Origin of the sequence: Nitrosomonas sp. H1_AOB3 (assembly GCF_015709435.1) — a bacterium.
Lineage (GTDB): Bacteria > Pseudomonadota > Gammaproteobacteria > Burkholderiales > Nitrosomonadaceae > Nitrosomonas > Nitrosomonas europaea.
The window spans coordinates 220,900-241,023 of sequence record NZ_CP054389.1; the positions used below are offsets into that span (position 1 = coordinate 220,900).

General features: G+C 45.9%; 29 protein-coding genes, 1 tRNA gene and 1 other RNA gene. 26 read left to right on the forward strand and 5 right to left on the reverse strand.

The window, feature by feature from the left end:
* Nucleotide 1: 1 nt before the first annotated feature.
* The 16 genes from rpsN to HRU73_RS01175 all read left to right on the forward strand — a co-directional run bounded on the left by rpsN (nucleotide 2) and on the right by HRU73_RS01175 (nucleotide 7,755).
* Nucleotides 2-307 carry a 30S ribosomal protein S14 gene (rpsN, locus tag HRU73_RS01100; RefSeq protein ID WP_287399109.1) on the forward strand — a complete coding sequence of 102 codons (306 nt, stop codon included), beginning with the start codon at nucleotides 2-4 and terminating at the stop codon, nucleotides 305-307.
* Nucleotides 308-379: 72 nt separating this feature from the next.
* Nucleotides 380-775, forward strand: a complete 396-nt coding sequence (gene rpsH / locus HRU73_RS01105; RefSeq protein WP_011111050.1) for a 30S ribosomal protein S8 — start codon at nucleotides 380-382, stop codon at nucleotides 773-775.
* An 11-nt stretch (nucleotides 776-786) separates the two neighbouring features.
* Nucleotides 787-1,329 carry a 50S ribosomal protein L6 gene (gene rplF, locus HRU73_RS01110; RefSeq protein ID WP_011111051.1) on the forward strand — a complete coding sequence of 181 codons (543 nt, stop codon included), beginning with the start codon at nucleotides 787-789 and terminating at the stop codon, nucleotides 1,327-1,329.
* 14 nt (nucleotides 1,330-1,343) lie between these two features.
* Entirely contained in the window at nucleotides 1,344-1,703 is a 360-nt protein-coding gene (gene rplR, locus HRU73_RS01115) for a 50S ribosomal protein L18 (protein WP_011111052.1), read from the forward strand.
* A 16-nt stretch (nucleotides 1,704-1,719) separates the two neighbouring features.
* Complete coding sequence (gene rpsE / locus HRU73_RS01120; RefSeq protein ID WP_011111053.1) at nucleotides 1,720-2,253, forward strand: 30S ribosomal protein S5; 534 nt, start codon at nucleotides 1,720-1,722, stop codon at nucleotides 2,251-2,253.
* Between the two features lie 5 nt (nucleotides 2,254-2,258).
* Nucleotides 2,259-2,444, forward strand: coding sequence for a 50S ribosomal protein L30 (gene rpmD, locus HRU73_RS01125; RefSeq protein WP_011111054.1), 186 nt, complete (start codon nucleotides 2,259-2,261; stop codon nucleotides 2,442-2,444).
* Between the two features lies 1 nt (nucleotide 2,445).
* The gene (gene rplO, locus HRU73_RS01130; RefSeq protein WP_287399110.1) at nucleotides 2,446-2,907 is read left to right on the forward strand and encodes a 50S ribosomal protein L15; all 462 of its coding nucleotides are present in this window, start codon (nucleotides 2,446-2,448) and stop codon (nucleotides 2,905-2,907) included.
* A complete protein-coding gene (gene secY, locus HRU73_RS01135; protein WP_287399111.1) occupies nucleotides 2,897-4,222 on the forward strand; it encodes a preprotein translocase subunit SecY in 1,326 nt (441 codons plus the stop codon). Before rplO ends, secY begins: the two co-directional genes overlap by 11 nt.
* Nucleotides 4,223-4,229: 7 nt before the next feature.
* Nucleotides 4,230-4,448 (forward strand): translation initiation factor IF-1, encoded by a 219-nt coding sequence (gene infA / locus HRU73_RS01140; RefSeq protein WP_011111057.1) that lies wholly within the window; start codon nucleotides 4,230-4,232, stop codon nucleotides 4,446-4,448.
* 45 nt (nucleotides 4,449-4,493) lie between these two features.
* Nucleotides 4,494-4,607, forward strand: a complete 114-nt coding sequence (gene rpmJ / locus HRU73_RS01145) for a 50S ribosomal protein L36 (RefSeq protein WP_074671290.1) — start codon at nucleotides 4,494-4,496, stop codon at nucleotides 4,605-4,607.
* Nucleotides 4,608-4,636: 29 nt separating this feature from the next.
* Complete coding sequence (gene rpsM / locus HRU73_RS01150; RefSeq protein ID WP_011111058.1) at nucleotides 4,637-4,996, forward strand: 30S ribosomal protein S13; 360 nt, start codon at nucleotides 4,637-4,639, stop codon at nucleotides 4,994-4,996.
* Between the two features lie 40 nt (nucleotides 4,997-5,036).
* Nucleotides 5,037-5,426 (forward strand): 30S ribosomal protein S11, encoded by a 390-nt coding sequence (gene rpsK, locus HRU73_RS01155; protein WP_276818717.1) that lies wholly within the window; start codon nucleotides 5,037-5,039, stop codon nucleotides 5,424-5,426.
* A 14-nt stretch (nucleotides 5,427-5,440) separates the two neighbouring features.
* Complete coding sequence (gene rpsD, locus HRU73_RS01160) at nucleotides 5,441-6,067, forward strand: 30S ribosomal protein S4 (protein ID WP_011111060.1); 627 nt, start codon at nucleotides 5,441-5,443, stop codon at nucleotides 6,065-6,067.
* A 29-nt stretch (nucleotides 6,068-6,096) separates the two neighbouring features.
* Nucleotides 6,097-7,107, forward strand: a complete 1,011-nt coding sequence (locus HRU73_RS01165; RefSeq protein ID WP_011111061.1) for a DNA-directed RNA polymerase subunit alpha — start codon at nucleotides 6,097-6,099, stop codon at nucleotides 7,105-7,107.
* Nucleotides 7,094-7,486 carry a 50S ribosomal protein L17 gene (gene rplQ, locus HRU73_RS01170; RefSeq protein ID WP_276818716.1) on the forward strand — a complete coding sequence of 131 codons (393 nt, stop codon included), beginning with the start codon at nucleotides 7,094-7,096 and terminating at the stop codon, nucleotides 7,484-7,486. Before HRU73_RS01165 ends, rplQ begins: the two co-directional genes overlap by 14 nt.
* Before the next feature lie 193 nt (nucleotides 7,487-7,679).
* Nucleotides 7,680-7,755: transfer RNA gene (locus HRU73_RS01175), tRNA-Thr, on the forward strand.
* A 65-nt stretch (nucleotides 7,756-7,820) separates the two neighbouring features.
* Here HRU73_RS01175 and HRU73_RS01180 read toward each other — a convergent pair.
* A complete protein-coding gene (locus HRU73_RS01180; RefSeq protein ID WP_011111063.1) occupies nucleotides 7,821-8,132 on the reverse strand; it encodes an RnfH family protein in 312 nt (103 codons plus the stop codon).
* Entirely contained in the window at nucleotides 8,116-8,559 is a 444-nt protein-coding gene (locus HRU73_RS01185) for a type II toxin-antitoxin system RatA family toxin (RefSeq protein ID WP_011111064.1), read from the reverse strand. The genes HRU73_RS01180 and HRU73_RS01185 overlap by 17 nt, the downstream gene beginning before the upstream one ends.
* A 95-nt stretch (nucleotides 8,560-8,654) precedes the next feature.
* Here HRU73_RS01185 and smpB point away from each other — a divergent pair, with 95 nt between their 5' ends.
* The 7 genes from smpB (at nucleotide 8,655) to rluB (ending at nucleotide 13,941) form a co-directional block, all read left to right on the forward strand.
* Nucleotides 8,655-9,110, forward strand: coding sequence for an SsrA-binding protein SmpB (smpB, locus tag HRU73_RS01190; protein ID WP_287399112.1), 456 nt, complete (start codon nucleotides 8,655-8,657; stop codon nucleotides 9,108-9,110).
* 5 nt (nucleotides 9,111-9,115) lie between these two features.
* The gene (locus HRU73_RS01195; RefSeq protein ID WP_276679314.1) at nucleotides 9,116-10,186 is read left to right on the forward strand and encodes a COX15/CtaA family protein; all 1,071 of its coding nucleotides are present in this window, start codon (nucleotides 9,116-9,118) and stop codon (nucleotides 10,184-10,186) included.
* Between the two features lie 96 nt (nucleotides 10,187-10,282).
* On the forward strand, nucleotides 10,283-10,696 hold the full coding sequence (locus HRU73_RS01200) for an RDD family protein (protein WP_276679312.1): 414 nt from the start codon (nucleotides 10,283-10,285) through the stop codon (nucleotides 10,694-10,696).
* Nucleotides 10,697-10,804: 108 nt separating this feature from the next.
* Nucleotides 10,805-10,903: signal recognition particle sRNA small type (gene ffs / locus HRU73_RS01205), an RNA gene on the forward strand.
* A gap of 186 nt (nucleotides 10,904-11,089) precedes the next feature.
* Nucleotides 11,090-12,667 (forward strand): DNA polymerase III subunit gamma/tau, encoded by a 1,578-nt coding sequence (gene dnaX / locus HRU73_RS01210; protein WP_287399113.1) that lies wholly within the window; start codon nucleotides 11,090-11,092, stop codon nucleotides 12,665-12,667.
* A gap of 16 nt (nucleotides 12,668-12,683) precedes the next feature.
* Complete coding sequence (locus HRU73_RS01215) at nucleotides 12,684-13,007, forward strand: YbaB/EbfC family nucleoid-associated protein (protein WP_011111069.1); 324 nt, start codon at nucleotides 12,684-12,686, stop codon at nucleotides 13,005-13,007.
* Between the two features lie 55 nt (nucleotides 13,008-13,062).
* On the forward strand, nucleotides 13,063-13,941 hold the full coding sequence (rluB, locus tag HRU73_RS01220; RefSeq protein ID WP_287399114.1) for a 23S rRNA pseudouridine(2605) synthase RluB: 879 nt from the start codon (nucleotides 13,063-13,065) through the stop codon (nucleotides 13,939-13,941).
* On the opposite strand, the gene prmB is transcribed toward rluB, so the two are convergent.
* Nucleotides 13,916-14,854: a 50S ribosomal protein L3 N(5)-glutamine methyltransferase gene (gene prmB, locus HRU73_RS01225; RefSeq protein ID WP_287399115.1), complete on the reverse strand. Its 939-nt coding sequence runs from the start codon at nucleotides 14,852-14,854 to the stop codon at nucleotides 13,916-13,918. The two genes, rluB and prmB, sit on opposite strands and share 26 nt — an antisense overlap.
* Nucleotides 14,855-14,900: 46 nt before the next feature.
* On the opposite strand from prmB, the gene tadA reads away from it, so the two are divergent.
* From tadA to HRU73_RS01240, 3 genes are read left to right on the forward strand one after another with little or no spacing between them, the layout of a single operon-like run.
* Nucleotides 14,901-15,404 carry a tRNA adenosine(34) deaminase TadA gene (tadA, locus tag HRU73_RS01230; RefSeq protein WP_287399116.1) on the forward strand — a complete coding sequence of 168 codons (504 nt, stop codon included), beginning with the start codon at nucleotides 14,901-14,903 and terminating at the stop codon, nucleotides 15,402-15,404.
* The gene (locus HRU73_RS01235; protein WP_287399117.1) at nucleotides 15,401-15,883 is read left to right on the forward strand and encodes a L,D-transpeptidase; all 483 of its coding nucleotides are present in this window, start codon (nucleotides 15,401-15,403) and stop codon (nucleotides 15,881-15,883) included. Before tadA ends, HRU73_RS01235 begins: the two co-directional genes overlap by 4 nt.
* Entirely contained in the window at nucleotides 15,864-17,561 is a 1,698-nt protein-coding gene (locus HRU73_RS01240; protein WP_287399118.1) for an NAD-dependent malic enzyme, read from the forward strand. The genes HRU73_RS01235 and HRU73_RS01240 overlap by 20 nt, the downstream gene beginning before the upstream one ends.
* A 46-nt stretch (nucleotides 17,562-17,607) precedes the next feature.
* Here the strand turns inward: HRU73_RS01240 and serB are convergent, their stop codons facing one another.
* Nucleotides 17,608-18,438 carry a phosphoserine phosphatase SerB gene (gene serB / locus HRU73_RS01245; protein WP_276679517.1) on the reverse strand — a complete coding sequence of 277 codons (831 nt, stop codon included), beginning with the start codon at nucleotides 18,436-18,438 and terminating at the stop codon, nucleotides 17,608-17,610.
* A gap of 86 nt (nucleotides 18,439-18,524) precedes the next feature.
* The gene (locus HRU73_RS01250) at nucleotides 18,525-20,000 is read right to left on the reverse strand and encodes a GGDEF domain-containing protein (RefSeq protein ID WP_287399119.1); all 1,476 of its coding nucleotides are present in this window, start codon (nucleotides 19,998-20,000) and stop codon (nucleotides 18,525-18,527) included.
* Nucleotides 20,001-20,124: the final 124 nt, after the last annotated feature.

Sequence of the window (20,124 nt, forward strand, 5' to 3'; positions counted from 1 at the left end):
CGTGGCAAAAAAGTCAATTGTAAACCGAAATTTGAAAAGATTAAAAACTGTTAATAAGTACGCTGCACGTCGTGCAGAGATAGTTTCTATATTGAGAGATGCAGGATCTGATATTGAGGCTAAAGCATCAGCCAGAGATCTTCTTCAGAAATTACCCAGAAATGCCAGCCCGGTTAGATTGCGGCAACGTTGTACTTTAACTGGGAGACCAAGAGGAGTATTTAGTAAATTTGGTTTGGGTCGAATCAAGCTGCGTGAGATAGCCATGCGTGGTGAAATTCCAGGACTTATAAAAGCAAGTTGGTAATAATTGAGTTGCGAAGAGATTAAACTCGTAATTAGTTGGTTTCCCGGAAATGAAGAGTAGAATGGTGTATATATGTGCATGACTGATCCTATAGCCGATATGCTTACGCGTATAAGAAATGCTCAATCGGCTGAGCAGAAAGAAATAAAAATGCCTTCTTCAAAATTAAAGAAAGCAATTTTGAAAATATTGAAAGAAGAGGGGTATATTGAGAATTTTCAAGAAGATCCCAATCATAAGAAGCCATCCATTAGCGTAATTCTTAAATATTTTAATGGTGAGCCTGTTATTACCTCAATTAGCCGGGTAAGTAAACCTGGATTGAGAAGTTATAAATCAAAGAATGATTTGCCGAGGGTAATGAATGGTTTGGGGGTAGCAATAGTGTCAACTTCCAAGGGAGTTATGACAGAACGTACAGCGAGGATGGCTGGCGTTGGTGGTGAGTTATTGTGTGTGGTTACTTGAGGTAATTATCAATGTCATCAGTTTTTGTAACGACAAAACCTATAGAGATACCAAAATCTGTAGAAGTTCAGTTGACCGAGTTTGGCGTATTTATAAAAGGCCCATTGGGCAGTTTATTTCAAGCTATTGATGCACACAATGCTAAAATTGTTGTGAGTTCTGATCAGTTAACGATTGAGGCTTTAAATGCTACAAAGCAAACTAAGTCGATAGTTGGTACCCTTAAGGCTCTTATATCCAATATGATAAAAGGTGTAACAGCCGGATTTGAAAAAAAACTGCTTATTATTGGAGTTGGATATAAAGCTCAGGCAGCTGGTAATATTCTTAATTTAAATTTAGGTTTCTCTCATCCAGTTGCTTATACGGTTCCAGAAGGTATTAAGGTTGAAACACCGAGCACGACCGAAATTTTGATTAAGGGAATAGATAAACAGAAGGTAGGACAGGTTGCGGCAGAGGTGAGATCGTATCGACGTCCTGAACCTTATAAAGGTAAGGGGATACGTTATTTCGATGAGAAAGTTACGATTAAAGAGACTAAGAAAAAATAAAGTAGGGGCTTGTAATGTTGTTAAATACTAAGCAGATGCGTTTAAGGCGAGCCAAAGCGACTAGAATTAAAATAGGAAACTCAAGGCAGTTTAGATTATCTGTTCATAAGAGCAATAATCATATTTATGCTCAGATTTTAGACCCTTCTTCAAATCGTGTAATTGTTAGTGCTTCTACGGTTGAAGCTGAAGTGAAGAAGCAGTATCCAAGCGGCGGAACAATTGAGGCAGCTAAGTATGTAGGACACTTAGTAGCAAAAAAATCTATTGAATCTCAAATTTATGAAGTAGCATTTGATAGATCAGGTTTTAAGTATCATGGTCGAATAAAAGCTCTTGCTGATGCAGCCAGATCAGCCGGTATGAAGTTTTAAACTAGAGGTAATCAAGGTGACGAAAACAACTAAATCTGCTAATACTAAAACCCCAGATGAGGTAAAAACAGATGGATTGAAAGAAAAAATGGTTTCTGTCAATCGTGTCACCAAAGTGGTAAAAGGTGGAAGGATTCTTGGTTTTGCAGCGTTGACAGTAGTTGGTGATGGAAAAGGTAGTGTTGGTATGGGCAAAGGAAAATCGAGAGAGGTGCCTCTTGCTGTTCAAAAAGCAATGGATGAAGCTCGACAGCGCATGGTTAGAGTTAACCTGATAAATGGGACGCTTCACCACTCTGTAATTGGGCGACATGGTGCAGCCAGAGTATATATGCAACCAGCTTCAGAAGGTACAGGTATTATCGCCGGAGGGCCAATGAGAGCGATTTTTGAAGTGATGGGAGTTCATAATATTTTAGCTAAGTGCTTGGGCTCCACAAATCCTTATAATATTGTACGTGCTACCTTGGATGGATTAAGCAAAGTTCAAACGCCTGCAATGATTGCTGCTAAAAGAGGAAAAAGCATTGACGAGATTACTGGGGCTTGAAGTAAATGGAAAAGCGAAAAACTATAAAGGTAACCTTAGTAAAAAGTTTGATTGGTACAAGGCATAGTCATAGATTGGTCATCAAAGGTATGGGGTTAAGAAGGTTGAACCATACAGTTTCTCTGTGTGATCATCCATCAATAAGAGGAATGATCAACAAAACGGCCTATCTACTAAAAGTAGAGGAATAACGTGAAGCTTAATACAATAAAACCTGGTATTGGATCTACTAAGCCTAAAAGGCGTGTGGGTCGGGGAATAGGCTCTGGGCTTGGTAAAACATGTGGAAGAGGGCACAAAGGACAGAAATCTCGTGCTGGCGGCTTTCATAAAGTTGGTTTCGAGGGCGGGCAGATGCCATTGCAACGTCGATTGCCAAAGAGAGGTTTTACTGTTTATGGTAAAAAACAGGTGAGGGAGATTAAGCTCTCTACCTTGCAGCTAATTGATTCAAGTGAGTTTAATCCGCGTGTTTTATATGATCATGGCTTGATAAAAAATATAAATGATCCAGTTAAGATTATTCTTGGTAATCAATTAATTAAACGTGCGATTAAGATAAAAGACTTGATAATTTCGCGTGGAGCAAAAGAAGCGGTAGAGCAAATGGGTGGTTTGGTTGAACTAACTGTAAAAGATGTAAATGGTGTCTAAATCTAAAGCTGCTTTGACTGATAGATTCTACGATCTAAAGAAACGGTTCTGGTTCTTAGTATTAGCTCTGATAGTATACCGTATTGGTGCTCATGCCCCTGTTCCGGGGATTGATCCCATTGTTTTGAAAGATCTGTTTGACTCCCAGGAAGGCGGGATTCTTGGTATGTTTAACATGTTCTCTGGGGGTGCACTGTCAAGGTTTTCTATATTTGCCCTTGGCATCATGCCGTATATATCTGCATCGATCATTATGCAGTTGGGTACTGTAGCGGTGCCCTATTTGGAGTCTTTGAAAAAAGAAGGTGAATCTGGAAGGAAAAAGATTACACAATACACTCGTTATGGTACTTTATTCCTTTCCACATTGCAAAGTTACGGAATCTCTATTGCACTGCAATCACAACCTGGTTTAGTGATTCAGCCTGGTTTTTATTTTATTGTTACAACGGTTATTACTCTTGTAACTGGAACCATGTTTCTTATGTGGCTAGGAGAACAGATTACTGAACGTGGCATCGGAAATGGCATTTCACTGATAATTTTTGCAGGAATCGCAGCAGGGCTTCCAAGTGCTATTGGTGGTACTTTAGAATTAGTGAATACTGGCGCAATGCATTTTCTTACGGCATTGTTCATTTTTGTCGCTGCAATAGCAATAACGTATTTTGTTGTATTTATTGAGCGTGGCCAGCGTAAAATTTTGGTTAATTACGCGAAAAGACAGGTTGGTAAGCAGGTTATGGGTGGTCAATCCTCTCATTTACCATTAAAGCTGAATATGTCTGGAGTCATACCACCGATATTTGCTTCAAGTATTATTCTATTCCCTGCTACTTTGGCTGGTTGGTTCTCGGATAGTCTATCATTGGACTGGTTGAAAGATTTTAGTAGTGCATTAACACCGGGGCAGCCTATCTATGTTGCGCTATACGCTGCTTTAATTATTTTCTTTTGTTTTTTTTATACTGCACTTGTTTTTAATCCAAAAGAAACGGCTGATAACCTGAAAAAGAGCGGTGCCTTTATACCTGGAATAAGGCCTGGAGATCAAACCACAAGGTACATAGAACGTATTATGTTGAGACTTACATTGATTGGCTCAATATATGTCACATTGGTTTGTCTGCTACCAGAGTTTATGATTCTGAAGTGGAATGTTCCATTTTATTTTGGTGGAACATCGCTATTAATCATAGTAGTAGTTACGATGGATTTCATGGCTCAAGTTCAGTCTCATGTGATGTCTGGCCAATATGAAAGTTTATTAAAGAAAGCCAATTTTAAGGCTGGTGGCAGTAGTTTCTCGCGATAGGTTTTTAATGGCTAAAGAAGAAACTATACAGATGCAGGGTGAGGTTATAGAAACACTCCCGAATGCTACTTTCAGGATAAAGTTAGAAAATGGTCATATTGTGTTAGGTCATATCTCGGGTAAGATGAGGATGAATTATATCCGGATACTACCAGGAGATAAGGTAACGGTTGATTTGACACCTTATGATTTAACGAGAGCTCGGATAACCTTTCGGACTAAATAAAACTTAATCCAACTTTTGATAGTATAAATATATAGTGAGTACTTTATGAAAGTTCGTGCATCAATCAAAAAAATATGTAGGAATTGCAAAATAATAAGGCGGTATGGTGTTGTGCGTGTTATTTGTGTTGATGCTAGGCATAAACAACGTCAAGGCTGAATTTAGTATTTTATGTTAGGGTAGGAAAAATGGCTCGTATAGCAGGTGTTAATTTACCTAGTAACAAGCATGTCAATATAGCATTGACAGCAATTTATGGAATAGGGAACACGACAGCTCGTAAAATTTGTTCTGATTTGCAGATTCCACCTTTTATTAAGCTTAAAGATTTGGAAGATATTAAGCTAGATGAATTAAGAGAATCGGTTTCAAAATTGATTGTTGAGGGGGATCTACGTAGAGAGATCTCGATGAATATCAAAAGATTGATAGACCTTGGCAGTTATCGGGGATTGAGACATCGTCGTGGTTTGCCGGTACGAGGTCAGAGAACTAAAACCAATGCTCGAACCAGAAAAGGGCCACGTAAAGCGATAGGTGCAAAGTAATAAAAATTGTTTCTAATATACTTCTTAAACAAAGAAATTAATGGTAAAGCCTTCATTAAAAACTCGTAAAAAAGTTAAAAAAAATGTTGTTGAGGGGGTGGCGCATATTCACGCCTCCTTCAATAACACAATCGTGACTATTTCTGATCGTCAAGGGAATGCTCTTTCTTGGGCAACATCGGGCGGGGTGGGATTTAAGGGTTCGCGTAAAAGCACCCCATTTGCAGCACAAGTTGCTGCAGAACATGCAGGCAGGGCAGCGCTGGAATATGGCGTTAAAAATTTGGAGGTAAGAGTAAAAGGGCCCGGGCCGGGTCGTGACTCTGCTGTACGAGCTCTCAACGCTACAGGTTTTAAAATTACCAGCATAACCGATGTGACACCCATACCTCACAATGGATGTAGGCCGCCTAAGAAACGTCGTATCTAAGAAGGAGAAAATTTGTGGCCAGAAATATAAATCCAAAGTGTCGTCAGTGTCGTCGTGAAGGTGAAAAGCTGTTTCTCAAGGGGGATAAGTGCTTTAGTGATAAGTGCCCCATAGAACGAAGGAATTATCCACCTGGGCAACATGGACAAAAGAAGGTAAGGTTGTCTGATTACGCAGTGCAGCTCAGGGAAAAGCAGAAAATAAGAAGAATTTATGGACTGCTTGAGAACCAGTTCCGTAATGTTTATAAGCGAGCTGATAAACAAAAAGGTGTTACAGGTGACAATTTATTACAGCTTCTGGAAAGCCGTCTTGATAACGTCGCCTATAATATGGGATTTGGATCTTCCAGATCAGAAGCAAGACAGATAGTAAGGCATAACTGCGTTCTATTGAACGGAAAAAGAGCGAATATCCCATCTCATTTAGTTGAGCCTGGTGATCTTATTGAAATTGCTGAACATGCAAAGAGCTATTTGAGAATCAAAGCTTCTATCGAAGCAGCCAAACGTCGTAGCATTCCATCTTGGCTGGAGGTGGATTTTGATAACCTCAAGGGCCTTTATAAGAGTAAGCCTGAGCGTAGTGATTTATCTTCGACAATTAACGAATCTTTAGTTGTGGAACTTTATTCCAAGTAGTTGGCACTTTTTTATATATTGGCGTATTTATGTCATCGAATAGTTTTCTGACACCTAGGATTGTAGAGGTACATAATATTTCACCTTTGCATGCGAAGGTCGTAATGGAGCCTTTTGAGCATGGTTTTGGCTATACTTTGGGTAATGCGTTGCGAAGAGTATTGCTATCTTCCATTCCTGGTTGTGCACCAACCAAAGTCAGCATTAGCGGAGTAGTTCATGAATATTCAACAATAGATGGTTTACAAGAGGATGTTGTTGATCTGATACTGAACTTGAAAGGGGTGGTTCTTAAACTTCACAATAATAAGACTCAGTCAGTTCTTACCCTGAAGAAAAGTTCGGAAGGTATTGTCACAGCGGGTGATATTGAAGCTACTCATGATGTAGAAATAGTAAACCCTGATCATGTGATTGCTCACATTACCAGTGGCGGAAAAATTGAGGCTCAAATTACTGTTGAAAAGGGGAGGGGTTATTGGCCTTCTGCTAATCGCAGTAAAGAGGATAAAAGTTCTTCTTCGATTGGGGATATTCTGTTAGATGCTTCTTTCAGTCCGATCAGACGTGTAAGTTACGCTGTGGAAAGTGCTCGTGTTGAACAAAGAACTGATCTAGATAAGCTGATTATCGACATAGAGACAAATGGTTCGGTAGATCCTGAAGAAGCGATACGGTATGCGGCCAAGGTCTTGGTTGAGCAGTTTTCTTTCTTCGCAGACCTTGAAAGTACACCGCTGCCGACAGAACAGCCAAAAGCACCTGTCATCGACCCTATACTATTACGTCCAGTTGATGATTTGGAACTTACAGTACGTTCTGCAAACTGTTTGAAAGTCGAGAATATTTTTTATATTGGTGATTTGATTCAACGAACTGAGGCAGAGCTACTTCGTACTCCTAATTTGGGAAGGAAGTCACTTAATGAAATTAAAGAAGTTCTTGCTTCTCGTGATTTATCCTTGGGTATGAAATTAGAAAATTGGCCACCAGCTAATTTGGAAAACTATATAAAGGAACCCGGTCATGCGTCATCGTAATGGTTTACGGAAGTTAAACCGTACTTCAAGCCATCGGTTGGCTATGTTCAGGAATCTTACAAATTCATTACTTGAACATGAAATTATTAAAACTACGCTTCCAAAAGCTAAAGAACTTCGACGTGTCGTTGAACCGGTGATTACTTTGGGTAAGAATCCCTCGCTTGCAAGCAAGCGCTTGGCGTTTGACAGACTGAGAAATAGAGATAATGTAATTAAGATATTCTCTGAGTTGGGGCCTCGCTACCAAAACCGGAATGGAGGCTATATAAGGATCCTAAAGTGTGGTTTCAGGAGAGGTGATAATGCCCCAATGGCTATCGTAGAATTGTTGGATAGACCTGAAGCTGGCATTGTTTCTAATGATTCAGCAGATTAAGTAATTATCTTCTTATTTAGAATTTGTTTGGACCTGCTTCTTTATACGTAGTTAACTAAGTTGCCGGATAAATCGCCCCAGTTCAGAATTTTTGATAAATGATGAGTTGGGGTGTTTTTAATTTCTACAATTGAAATTCAGTAATAAAATATTTTTGCTAGAAGTCAGCAATTAATATAAATATTTCCCGCGAGCCGCAGTAACTCAGTTGGTAGAGTAGCTGATTCGTAATCAGCAAGTCGGAGGTTCGACTCCTCTCTGCGGCACCAAAATACCGCATCGATATTACTACAATACTTTTAACCAGGGCTACAGTAACTCTCTCTGGTAACCTCTATTTTTGCCCCTTTGTAAGACGATCTGATTTCAGTCTGCGCTTTTCTTTTGGATCGATAACGAGAGGCCTGTATATTTCGATACGGTCATTCTGATGGAGGATTGTTTCCGGGTCGGTGATTTTCCCATGGATCCCTGTTTTGAGTGCGGTACTATCACTTCCAGGATAGAAATTCTCTACGCCGGAAAGTTTGATTGCCTGGTACATTGAAGTACCCATTGGAACTTGAAGTCGCCTGAGGAATTGTCGTTGAGGAAGTGCAAAGGCGACTTCTATGGTGATTGATTCCTTCCTAGATGCTGGGACCATAAATTTTTTCTGCTTGTTCTACAAAGGCTTCTACAAAATTATTAGCAATGACATAAAATACCGGGCCAACCAGTTTCTCAAGCAATTTATGTGAGAATGTGTAATGTAATTGGAACTCGATCTTACAGGCATTCTCCGACAAAGGGATAAATCGCCAATAGCCGTTCAGTTTTTCGAAGGGTCCTTCCACGAGTTCCATTTTGATCAGTTCGGGCGGATGGCGTGTGTTCTTTGTGGTAAAGCTATGCTTGATGTGATGATAATCAATATGAACGGTTGCCTGTGCCGTTTCATTATCTTCCATAAGCTTCATTGAAGCACCTGAACACCACGGTAGAAAATCCGGATAGTTTTCTACCGTATCCACCAGACGAAACATCTGACTCGCTGAATAACCTACCAGCACTGTTTTTTCTATTTCAGCCATAACGCCATATTCCCTTATTCAGGGCGTAAGGATACTAAAAACTGATACACTAAACGAAAATTTTTCATAAGCAAATTTTCTTTCCGTTGTACTCGATGAGCATTGTGCAAAATAAAAAAGCTTTTCACGATTATTTTATCGAGGAAAAGTATGAGGCCGGCATTGTGCTTGAAGGATGGGAGGTTAAAGCAATCCGCGCTGGACGAGCTCAGTTGAAAGAAGCCTATATACTGATCCGCAAAGGTGAGTTGTTTCTTATCGGGAGCCATATAAGTCCATTAGCAACGGCGTCAACTCATGTAAATCCTGATCCGGTTAAAACGCGCAAACTGTTGTTGCATACATCACAAATCAGGGAGCTCATCGGTAAGGTGGAACGTGCCGGATATACCCTGATTCCACTAGATATGCATTATAAATCAGGTAGAATCAAGCTGGAAATTGGCCTCGCGCGAGGCAAAAAACAATACGACAAACGCGAAACTGAAAAACGTAAGGAATGGGAGCGTGACAAGCAGCGTTTGTTGCGTATACGACGTTCCTCTGATTGATATTTATGCAAACAAGTTCATATCACTCCGTAACTTCTGTAATTTCCGATAAGAATACTCAAAACCATACTTCCATTGCGATTTGGCTGCTGATTTGCTGTGCGCTGGTATTTGCCATGGTCGTAGTTGGGGGGGTAACACGTCTGACAGGTTCCGGGTTGTCTATCGTTGAGTGGAAACCCATAGTAGGAACTATCCCGCCCATCAGTCAGGGAGACTGGGAGATTCTGCTGGAAAAATATCGTCAGATTCCGCAGTATGAGCAGATTAACAAAGGCATGACGCTGGATGAATTCAAGGGCATATTCTGGTGGGAGTATTTTCACCGTTTACTTGGTCGTCTGATCGGTTTGGTTTATTTCGTCCCGTTTGTCTATTTCATGGTGCGCAAGCGCGTTGATCGTGTGCTTGGTACCAAGCTGCTGGGTATATTTGTACTGGGTGGCCTGCAGGGTTTAATGGGCTGGTACATGGTCATGAGTGGATTAGCGGATAATGTCTATGTCAGTCAATACCGGTTGACCGCACACCTTGGTCTTGCCTTCATTATTTATGCAGCCATGTTCTGGGTGGCAACCGGCCTACTCTCTCCAGTGAATACGCATTCAGCAGATCCTGCATCTGTGCGCAAGCTCGGACGATTTGCCAGGATATTGACCGGACTGATATTTTTTATGGTGTTGTCCGGCGGACTGGTAGCAGGGATTCACGCCGGGAAAGCGTACAATACATTTCCCCTGATGGATGGTTTTTTTATTCCTCCTGCCTTATTCGTACTGGAGCCCTGGTACCGGAACTTCTTCGATAATATTACTACGGTACAGTTTGATCATCGTATGATCGCCTGGCTGCTGATGTTTACTATTCCATTATTCTGGTTCAAAGCAAGACAATTATCTTTATCGTGGTCTGGTCGGCTAGCCTGTCATCTGCTGCTGATTATGCTATGTACTCAAGTTGCACTGGGGATCACCACACTGTTGCTGTCGGTTCCGCTGACATTTGCTGCAGCACATCAGGCAGGCGCCGTATTGCTGTTCACCGCTGCATTATGGGTCTGTCGCAAGCTGAGCTGACTCAGTCTGTTTTCTGGTCAGCCTGGTAGCGATACGCCTATTCCAATATATGAAATTTCAGAGTGAAACAAATAACCAGCATAAGGGGGTGTGCTGATGGAAGGATCAGTACCAGGTTTCTGGCGTCGTATGCTGGCATTGGCTTATGAATCCTTACTGTTACTAGGAGTATGGTTCATCGCTGCCTTCCTGTTTCATCTCCTTTTTCGAGATCCCACAGCCGAATACTTCAGGCCGCTGTTCCAGTTTTACCTGTTAATTGTCGGTGGTATTTACTTTATCTGGTTCTGGACACACGGTGGCCAGACTCTGGCCATGCAGACCTGGAAATTACGCCTTGTTTCTGCAAATAATGGAAAAGTCACTACACAGCAGGCCATGGTTCGTTACCTGATGGCAGTAATAGGCATCAGTTTTCTGGGGTTTGGGCTATTATGGGCTTTGTTTGATCGTAATCGGCAATTCCTGCACGACAGGGTGGCTGGTACACGGATCATAAGACTTGGATGAATGTAGAAGTGATGGCTGCTTCCATTATTGTGGTGTCAAGGTATACCAATTCTCGCAGCTGTAAAACAAGCTATATTCAAGCGGCCGCTTGAGGTAGAATGAGCGCTTGGCGGGCCTCCCCGCATTGTGAGGTAGTGAATCTGGTCAGATCCGGAAGGAAGCAGCCACAGCTATTTTTCGCAAGTGCCGGGGGTTCGGCTCGCCACCCGTCTTATTCCATTTCTAAATCAAAACTAGCTTTGTCGGCTTCGCCTAGCCGTATTATTTATACTGTCTGCGGCTCGCCTTCGTGTCATTTTTGATTTGGGAATGGAATTAGTACAATTGCAGATTTGTTTCCCGGCAGTTTCGCCATCATCCTGATCGCAATAATCATCTTTTCGATAGAAAACCTTGACGGATTCTCAGGTACTTGCCCGCAAGTGGCGTCCCAAAGATTTTTCGGAGCTGGTCGGACAAGAACATGTTGTCAGAGCGCTGATCAACTCGATGGAACAGAACCGGCTGCATCACGCCTATCTGTTTACGGGTACACGCGGAGTCGGCAAAACAACAGTAGCCAGAATACTGGCGAAGGCATTGAATTGTGAGCAGGGGGTTACGGCTGCACCTTGCGGGAAATGTGCAGCCTGTATGGCGATCGACCAGGGAAATTTCATTGATCTGATCGAGCTGGATGCAGCCTCCAATACTCAAGTGGATGCCATGCGGGAACTGCTGGATAATGCGCAATATGCACCGGTTGCCGCACGCTATAAGGTCTATCTGATCGACGAGGTCCACATGCTTTCCAGATCGGCATTCAATGCAATGCTTAAAACACTGGAAGAGCCGCCGGAACACGTCAAATTCATTCTTGCAACTACCGATCCCCAGAAGATTCCCGTGACCGTGTTGTCACGCTGTCTGCAATTCAATCTGAAGCAGATACCTCCTTCCCTGATTGTGGAGCGCCTGACCGAGATTCTTTCCATGGAAAGGATTCCGGCGGATGCTGCTGGCTTGAGATTGCTGGCACAGGCTGCAAAAGGCAGTCTGCGTGATGCGTTGAGTTTGCTCGATCAGGCTATTGCATTCGGTAATAGCGTAGTGAATGAATCAGATACCCGTGCGATGCTGGGAGTGCTGGATCAGGATCATATTTTTGCATTGCTGGAAGCACTGGCAGAGCAGAATGGCGCAGCGATATTTGCCATTGCAGATCGGCTGGAAGCAGCAAGTGTATCGTTCGACCAGGCTTTGCAGGGTCTGGCAGCGTTGCTTCATCGTCTGGCAACAGCACAGGTCATCCCACAGATGCTCGATGAAACACAGCCGGACGGTGACAGACTGCTTGCACTGACAAAACGGTTCAGTCCCGAGGATATCCAATTGTTTTATCAGATTGTACTGCACGGGCGCACCGATCTTGCCCATGCTCCGGACGAATACAGTGGCTTTACCATGACACTGATGCGGATGCTGGCTTTTATGCCGGATTCCCGGCAACCTGGCAGAGCCTATGCAGATACCGGTACGGATCACGCGCGTGAAGTGAAAGTTGAAGCACTGCCCTACCTCCAGGAAGCGAAGCCAGTGTCAGATCATTCTCCAAATGAAGCCTGGCTTGCGCTGGTGAACCAGCTCAAACTGAGCGGGATGACGCGAATGCTGGCGCAATACAGTGAGGCAAAATCTTTCTCAGAAAGCAGAATCGAGTTGTATGTTGCAGAAATGCATAAACATCTGCTGGAAAAATCCTACCAGGACAGATTGAGATCTCAGCTCGAAATTTACTTTGGCAAACCAGTCGAAGTGATTTTTTCCCAGGGTAGTATTACTGGTGTGACTTCGGCTGCGCTGCAGGATCGTGACAAACTTGCCAGGCAATCCAAGGCAGTTGAAGCGATTGAATCAGATCCCTACGTGCAGGAGCTGATCGAACAGTTCGATGCCAGATTAAATGTTTCTTCCATTAAACCGATCGACTAACGGAGATTTTAAATTGATGAAAGCCAATTTGGGTAATCTGATGAAGCAGGCCCAGCAAATGCAGGAAAATATGAAGGCCATGCAGGAAAAGCTGGCGGCGATAGAGGTAGAAGGTCAGGCGGGAGCAGGGATGGTCAAAGTGACCATGACCTGTCGCTATGATGTGAAACGGGTCAATATCGACAGCAGCCTGATCGGTGATGACAAGGAAATGCTGGAGGATCTGGTGGCCGCTGCCGTGAATGATGCAGTGCGCCGAGTGGAAACCGTAACACAGGAAAAAATGGCGAGTGTGGCCGGCGGTTTGGGATTACCCGCGGGAATGAAATTCCCTTTCTGAACTAAATCTGGTCACGTATTCCTGACGGGCCGGCTCAAACACAGGATTTATCGTCATGTCGGCTGATCGGCTGAAGAACCAGAAACCCCGGCGCATACGCAAAGCATCTCCTGCCTCGAAACAATCCGGTGCTGCGCCTGCTGCTATTGAAACCAGCAGATTGCAAAAGCTGCTGGCACGTAATGGACTGGGTTCACGTCGGGAAATCGAAGACATGATCGCTGCCGGGCGCGTGAGTATCAATGGAGTGACGGCCAAACCCGGTGATCGTGCCGGATCTGGTGACATGATACGGATAGACGGAAAAATTATCCGATTCAGGCTTGCCGCGCTTTTACCGCGAGTCATCATTTACCATAAGCCGGAAGGTGAGATCGTCAGTGTGCGAGACCCGCAGGGACGGCCGTCGGTATTCGACAAACTGCCGCACATACGATCTTCCAAATGGATAGCGATAGGCAGGCTGGATTTCAATACCAGCGGGCTGCTGATTTTTACAACGGATGGTACCCTGGCCAATCGCCTGATGCATCCGCGTTACCAGATGGAGCGGGAGTACGCAGTACGTATCGTTGGCGAACTGACCCCGGAACAGATTACTCGCCTCACTACCGGTATTGAACTGGAAGATGGTCTGGCAAAATTCGATCAGTTGCTCGATGAAGGCGGAACGGGAACGAATCACTGGTATCGCATCATGCTGAAAGAAGGCAGAAACCGTGAAGTACGTCGGATGTTCGAAGCACTGGGATTGACGGTCAGCCGCCTGATTCGTGTCAGGTTTGGTCCTGTCAATCTGCCACCCCGACTCAAGCGCGGTATGTGGATCGAGCTGATGGATATAGAAGTGGAGCAGTTATTGAAGCTGGTCAGTCAGCCGGGTGCCGGAATTCCGGATAAACCTCCTTCTATGCAGGCAGGTCGCCGCGCCTGACCATGAGAACGAACTGATCTCCGGAACTGGTTTCCAGCCAGGTACAAGGTAGTTGGGGAAATGCCCGTTCGACTTCGGCCTGATTATGGCCGATTTCCATGATCAGCAGCCCGTCTTCGGTTAAATGACGAGCAGCTTCTTTGAAAATCCGGCGAATGATATCTAGTCCGTCCGATCCACCAGCAAGCGCAACAGAGGGTTCGTGATGGTACTCTTCAGGTAGCATGGCCATGGATGCAGCATTGACGTAGGGGGGATTGCTGATGATCAGATCGTATCGCTTGCCTTGCAGCTCTGCAAAAAGATCTGACTGGATCAGGCCGATCCGGTTCATCAGGTCATAATTTCTGACATTGATGGATGCAACATCCAGCGCATCGGAGGAAATATCCACTGCGTCGATTTGTGCTTGCTCGAAGGCATGTGCCAATAAAATGGCGAGGCAGCCGGAGCCGGTACACAGATCGAGTGCGGTGCCGATGTCGTACGGATCCATCACCCAGGGAGCGAGGTGGTCTTGCAGCAGTTCGGCAATGAATGAACGCGGTATGAGGACACGTTCGTCGACGTAGAAATTGAAATCGCCCAGCCAGGCTTCATGCGCCAGATAGGCCACTGGGATTTTTTCATTCACGCGCCGTTCAATGATGCGAAGAATCTGATCACGTTCGTTGCGGGTCAGCGTAGCATCCATAAACGGCTCCAGTTGATCGGCACTCAGATGCAGTGTATGCAGGATCAGATAAGCGGCTTCATCATAGGCGGTCGGCAGACCATGTCCCAGGAAAAGATCGGAGCGGTTGAAATAACTTACTGCGAATCGCAGCAGATCGCGCAAGGTGCGCAATTCCTCTGCGGCCTGGCGGATGGGGGTATCACCAGGAGTATCGTTGGGTTGTCTGGTAGGGTTCATGGTTCGATCCGAGGTTATCTGCAGGCAATTTAGCATAAAAGAACTGATGAAAATACAGGGAGTTCGGGTCCCGGTTCAAACGGAAGATGAGTATTTCATGCGCCAGGCGCTTGATCTTGCTCGTGTGGCAGGTGCTGCGGGAGAAGTGCCGGTCGGTGCGGTAATGGTCAGAGAGGGCCGAATCGTAGGCTGTGGGCACAACTGCCCGGTTACGACAGTAGACCCGACAGCGCATGCTGAAATCAGAGCGCTGCGTGATGCTGCCAGCAGGGTGGGGAATTACCGCCTGCCGGGGTGTACATTGTATGTCACACTCGAACCCTGCGTGATGTGCATCGGAGCGATGTTTCATGCCAGAATCACGCGGCTGGTTTACGCTGCGAATGACCCCAAGACTGGTGTATGTGGCAGCCTGCTCGATCTGCCTGCCGATACCCGGCTCAATCATCATCTGATGGTGAGCCAGGGAGTACTGGCCGATGAAGCAGGCACTTTGCTGAAACAGTTTTTCATCGCAAAGCGTGGCATCAAAGAGCGGAATACATCATGAAAATCATCGTCAATATTTTACTGCAACAAATGACTCTGCTGGATGCTGCAGGACAGATTGTCAGGCGCTATTCGATTTCTTCCGCAAAAAATGGTACAGGGCAAGAGCGTGGCAGTTACTGTACGCCGTTGGGTAAACATATCGTCCGTGCCAAAATCGGGCAGGGCGCACCGGTCAATACCGTATTTGTCCGGCGGCGTCCCACTGGAGAGATTTATACACCTGAACTGGCCGCCCGCAACCTGAATCGTGACTGGATTCTGACACGTATCTTATGGCTTTCAGGATGTGAACCGGGGTTCAATCGCCTGGGGCCGGTCGATACCATGCGGCGTTATATCTATATTCACGGCAGCCCCGATAGTGCCGAGATGGGCAAACCCGGATCGATCGGCTGCATACGGATGCATAACCATGATCTGCTCGATCTGTTTGAACAGGTGTCAGCCGGTACTCCGGTTGAAATCGTGGCCGGATGAAGTCTGGAGAGAAGCAGGTAACCGGAAGAGCAATATTGACATCAATAGCCTGGCGGGGGAATACAAAATGAAGCCGTTGCGAGGTAAAGCATTACTGAATGATCCTGTACAAAATAAATCCACTGCTTTCACCCGGGAGGAACGCGAACGCTATGGTTTGCAGGGATTGCTGCCATATAGTGTGACGGATATCGGGAAACAGCAGCAGCGGGTACTGGCCAATCTGCGCAGTAAGAACAGCAATATCGAGAAGTACGGATATTTGAACGACCTGCTCGAACGGAACCAGCGGCTGTTTTATCGCACGCTGATCGACTATATTGGTGAAATCATGCCCCTGGTCTATACGCCCACCGTAGGTGAAGCTTGCATGAAGTTCACACAGATTTTCAGAAAACCGCAGGGGTTTTACATTACTCCGGAAGATCGGGGAAAAATCCTGCCTTTGTTTGAGAACTGGCCGGAGAATGATGTGCGGATCATCGTCGTCACCGATGGAGAGCGCATCCTCGGGCTTGGAGATCTGGGCGCAAACGGTATGGGAATACCGATCGGGAAAATGGCTTTGTATGTGGCTTGCGCCGGCATTCGTCCCGAGTACTGTATGCCGGTCATGCTGGATGTGGGTACCAGTAATCAGATACTGCGGGAAGATCCACTATATCTGGGTTACCCGCATCCGCGGCTGACTGGTCAGGATTATCTGTCACTGGTGGATGAATTCGTGGCAGCTGTGCAGGATAAATTTCCGCAGGCATTGATCCAGTTCGAGGATTTCAGCAGTCAGAATGCATTCAGATTGCTGGATCGTTACGCCGGGTCGGTTCGATGTTTCAATGACGATATTCAGGGAACGGCTGCGGTTACGCTGGCGGGTATTTATGCTTCCTGCCGGATTACGCACAAACCATTTGCTGATCTGAAAATCATGCTGCTGGGAACGGGTTCGGCCGCAACCGGTGTTGCTGAACTACTGTTGTCAGCATTCATGATGGCTGGGTTGAGTGAAGCTGAAGCCCGTTCCAGAATCAGTTTCGTGGACAGGCAAGGTCTGGTGGTGACTGCACGGGAAGAGATCAAGCCGCGTGTCCGATCCTTTGCCAGTGAACATGCCGCAATGGATTTCGTGGGTGCAATTACCGCTATCCGGCCGGATGTGCTGATCGGTGCAACAGGAACTGCAGGCGCATTCAGTGAGATTGTGATCCGTCAAATGGCACGATGTCAGGAACATCCGGTGATCATCGCACTTTCCAATCCAACCTCACATACGGAATGTACTGCTGACCAGGCGTACCGGTGGAGTGACGGACGCGCTGTTTTTGCAAGTGGCAGTCCATTTGCTCCGGTAACGTTGGATGGACGAACCCGTTACCCGGCGCAGGGAAATAATGTGTATATCTACCCTGGAATCGGGCTGGGGATGGTGGCCAGTCATGCACGTCTGGTCGTTGAGCATATGTTTCTGGCCACGGCCGAAGAACTGGCGAATTGTGTGTTACCTGAAGAAATCGAACGTGGATCGATTTATCCGGAGATTGCCCGGGTACGCGATGTTTCACAAAAGATCGCCGTCAAGGTTTGTCAGGTGGCCCGTCAGGAGGGACTGGCCGGCGCGGATCTACCTGATGACCTGGAAATGTATGTGTACACCCTGATGTATGAGCCTGGTTATTGAAACCGTCCGCCCCAGATCACAGCCGCAAAACAGGGGGACGATCAGATTATTCGAACAGATTGACGATACCGTCGAGTCCGACATGATTGAGGGAAAAAGTCGCTTTTTCCCTCAATATGGGTTTTGCATGGAAGGCGATACCGACGCCTGATTCCTCCAGCATCTTCAGATCGTTGGCACCATCCCCGACAGCGATGACCTGCTCTTTACTCAGTCCGAGTTCATCCCGTATCCGTTTCAGGATTTCTCCTTTGCCGGATGCGCCGATGATATTACCCAGCACGCGCCCGGTCAGCTTGCCATCCTGCACTTCGAAAGTATTGGCAAATGCATAATCCAGATTGAGGCGGTCTTTGACCCGATCGGTGAAAAAGGTGTAGCCGCCCGAAATCACCATGGTTTTGATACCTGCAGACTGCATACGCTGGAGCATTTTTTCAGCACCGCGGCTCAGTCGGACACGTTCATCATAAACTTTCTGCAGCGCCTCTTGTGGAAGCCCTTCGAGCAGAGCGGTGCGGCGGGTGAGGCTTTCAGCGAAGCTGATTTCCCCGCGCATGGTGCTTTGAGTAATGGCAGAAACTTGTGGTTTGACATTGTGCATGTCAGCAATTTCATCGATGGATTCGATGGCAAGCAATGTCGAATCCATATCCATGGCGATCAGACCGAAATCAGTCAGTTTCTTGCCTGATGGGACGAAGGCATGATCCAGACTGGCTTCTTCGCAGTATTCCGTTATATCCGGATGGGGTTGAGCATCCAGCAGTCGGAAGGCTTCTCCGGTGATACGATCGATCCGGCTGGCTTCCGCAAGTTTGGCAATGGCACGTAAATCGTTATTCTGAACGTCGTTTCCTTGAATGATGAGGTTCATGAGAATTATTTTATTTTAAGTAAGTGACGGAGCAGGCACTATACATGGAATGTTGTGCCGTATAAATGCTGTGCGGACAGGTGTGATCAGCTTTTCAAAAGTGATGTAAGCGATGGGTTCCATTCGGCGATCCGGTTGCGGCCGGCATGTTTGGCGGCATACAACGCTCGATCTGCAGCTTCCAGCATTTCTCTGTGAGTCGAGAACGATTTTTCCTTGTCCATGTTGACGGCCAGGCCGATGGAAGTCGTGATGCGAATGGTACTCACCTCGTTTGGCTTGTAGGCAATGGCTGCAATACTTTCCATTATCCTGGTCAGGGTGTGACGCGCAGCCGAAAGTGTAGTACCTGGCAGAATCAGGGCAAACTCATCGCCACCATACCGGCAAAGAATATCCGTTTGGCGGATCTGCTCGGTAATGGCTCTGGCAATCGTAACCAGTACGCCATCCCCTGCAACATGTCCGTAAGTATCGTTGAAGGTCTTGTAATTGTCGATATCGATCATTGCCAGAGAAAGCGGTGACCCCTGCTGAATCGAAAGCTGAAATTCATTCTGGAATGTTTCGTCGAAGAAAGCCCGGTTGTGTGCGCCTGTCAGACCATCATGCCGGATTTTATCTCCAAGTTCGCGAACTTTGATGGTGGCGTGCACTATCAGTAATTCCCTGGCTTCGGTAACGATGCTGCTGAGATGAGCCGGGTTCAGAATGGTGATTTCGAACAGATCCTCTACATGTTGCAACTCATTCTGCATGGCCTCGAGAACTTCTATCAATGCATGTTCGTCGAGGCCGAGATAAGCTTCTGCTATGCGGGTTACTTCACCAATTTTCTCTTTTCTGTCCTGTGAAAGAAAATAATCCGTAACGTATCCGGAGGTGGCGACACATTCGTTGATCCCGGCATTGGGTTTTCCTGGTGCGGTATGGCTGTAGCGGCAGGCAGCAGGTACATAACCGGGAAACTTCCAGTATTCGAGCAATGCGGCACCCAGTTCGTCATGTCCTACGCCGAATGTTTCGCGTTCAGCCGCAAGGAGGGCATTATGATTGTCTGCAAGTGAAAAAACCGAAGGATAGTCTTCGGGCAGAAGTGCATGGAAAGCGAGAATCCCGATATCCTGCAGTAATCCCGCGAGGAACAGGTCATCCAGCATCCTGCTCATTCCCAGGCGTTCACCCAGAGCGCGACTGGCCAGTGCCGAGGTGATCGAACGACGCCAGAAGATGTTGCTGCCGGCCATACCCAGTTTTTTTCCGGATTGTTTTACCAGAGAATCAGCCAGCGAGAAGGACAATGCTATCGTAGTCACACCGTATGTTCCCAGAATACCGGTCGCCTGACTGATGTTGCTGACTGGATACCTGGATTTATACAGTGGAGAGTTGGCGGTTTTGATAATTTTGGCGGCAAGTGCAGGATCAAGCGAGATATAATGGTTTATCTGCGTAAGACTGGTGTCTGCATTACCTGCCAGATCAATGATTTTCAGCACAATAGAAGGCAAACTGGGCAGGTTTGTACAAAACCGCAATTGTTCGAGTAAGTTTTCTTTCATACATCCTTCTCAGGTGGTGAACAGATAGCGTGCTTATTCATTCCGGATTTCCGAGAATAGTCATTCTACCCGATATAATTCCATGAAAACACTGGAGAAGGGCTATTAATCAAACTCATTTGTG

What these genes read in the sequence shown, in the direction of transcription:
- rpsH (WP_011111050.1), top strand. Translation starts at nt 380, where the DNA reads ATGTGCATGACTGATCCTATAGCCGATATGCTTACGCGTATAAGAAAT.
- rplF (WP_011111051.1), top strand. Translation starts at nt 787, where the DNA reads ATGTCATCAGTTTTTGTAACGACAAAACCTATAGAGATACCAAAATCT.
- rplR (WP_011111052.1), top strand. Translation starts at nt 1,344, where the DNA reads ATGTTGTTAAATACTAAGCAGATGCGTTTAAGGCGAGCCAAAGCGACT.
- rpmD (WP_011111054.1), top strand. Translation starts at nt 2,259, where the DNA reads ATGGAAAAGCGAAAAACTATAAAGGTAACCTTAGTAAAAAGTTTGATT.
- secY (WP_287399111.1), top strand. Translation starts at nt 2,897, where the DNA reads ATGGTGTCTAAATCTAAAGCTGCTTTGACTGATAGATTCTACGATCTA.
- infA (WP_011111057.1), top strand. Translation starts at nt 4,230, where the DNA reads ATGGCTAAAGAAGAAACTATACAGATGCAGGGTGAGGTTATAGAAACA.
- rpmJ (WP_074671290.1), top strand. Translation starts at nt 4,494, where the DNA reads ATGAAAGTTCGTGCATCAATCAAAAAAATATGTAGGAATTGCAAAATA.
- rpsM (WP_011111058.1), top strand. Translation starts at nt 4,637, where the DNA reads ATGGCTCGTATAGCAGGTGTTAATTTACCTAGTAACAAGCATGTCAAT.
- rpsK (WP_276818717.1), top strand. Translation starts at nt 5,037, where the DNA reads ATGGTAAAGCCTTCATTAAAAACTCGTAAAAAAGTTAAAAAAAATGTT.
- HRU73_RS01165 (WP_011111061.1), top strand. Translation starts at nt 6,097, where the DNA reads ATGTCATCGAATAGTTTTCTGACACCTAGGATTGTAGAGGTACATAAT.
- rplQ (WP_276818716.1), top strand. Translation starts at nt 7,094, where the DNA reads ATGCGTCATCGTAATGGTTTACGGAAGTTAAACCGTACTTCAAGCCAT.
- HRU73_RS01180 (WP_011111063.1), bottom strand. Translation starts at nt 8,132, where the DNA reads ATGGTCCCAGCATCTAGGAAGGAATCAATCACCATAGAAGTCGCCTTT.
- HRU73_RS01185 (WP_011111064.1), bottom strand. Translation starts at nt 8,559, where the DNA reads ATGGCTGAAATAGAAAAAACAGTGCTGGTAGGTTATTCAGCGAGTCAG.
- smpB (WP_287399112.1), top strand. Translation starts at nt 8,655, where the DNA reads ATGAGCATTGTGCAAAATAAAAAAGCTTTTCACGATTATTTTATCGAG.
- HRU73_RS01195 (WP_276679314.1), top strand. Translation starts at nt 9,116, where the DNA reads ATGCAAACAAGTTCATATCACTCCGTAACTTCTGTAATTTCCGATAAG.
- HRU73_RS01200 (WP_276679312.1), top strand. Translation starts at nt 10,283, where the DNA reads ATGGAAGGATCAGTACCAGGTTTCTGGCGTCGTATGCTGGCATTGGCT.
- HRU73_RS01215 (WP_011111069.1), top strand. Translation starts at nt 12,684, where the DNA reads ATGAAAGCCAATTTGGGTAATCTGATGAAGCAGGCCCAGCAAATGCAG.
- rluB (WP_287399114.1), top strand. Translation starts at nt 13,063, where the DNA reads ATGTCGGCTGATCGGCTGAAGAACCAGAAACCCCGGCGCATACGCAAA.
- prmB (WP_287399115.1), bottom strand. Translation starts at nt 14,854, where the DNA reads ATGAACCCTACCAGACAACCCAACGATACTCCTGGTGATACCCCCATC.
- tadA (WP_287399116.1), top strand. Translation starts at nt 14,901, where the DNA reads ATGAAAATACAGGGAGTTCGGGTCCCGGTTCAAACGGAAGATGAGTAT.
- HRU73_RS01235 (WP_287399117.1), top strand. Translation starts at nt 15,401, where the DNA reads ATGAAAATCATCGTCAATATTTTACTGCAACAAATGACTCTGCTGGAT.
- serB (WP_276679517.1), bottom strand. Translation starts at nt 18,438, where the DNA reads ATGAACCTCATCATTCAAGGAAACGACGTTCAGAATAACGATTTACGT.
- HRU73_RS01250 (WP_287399119.1), bottom strand. Translation starts at nt 20,000, where the DNA reads ATGAAAGAAAACTTACTCGAACAATTGCGGTTTTGTACAAACCTGCCC.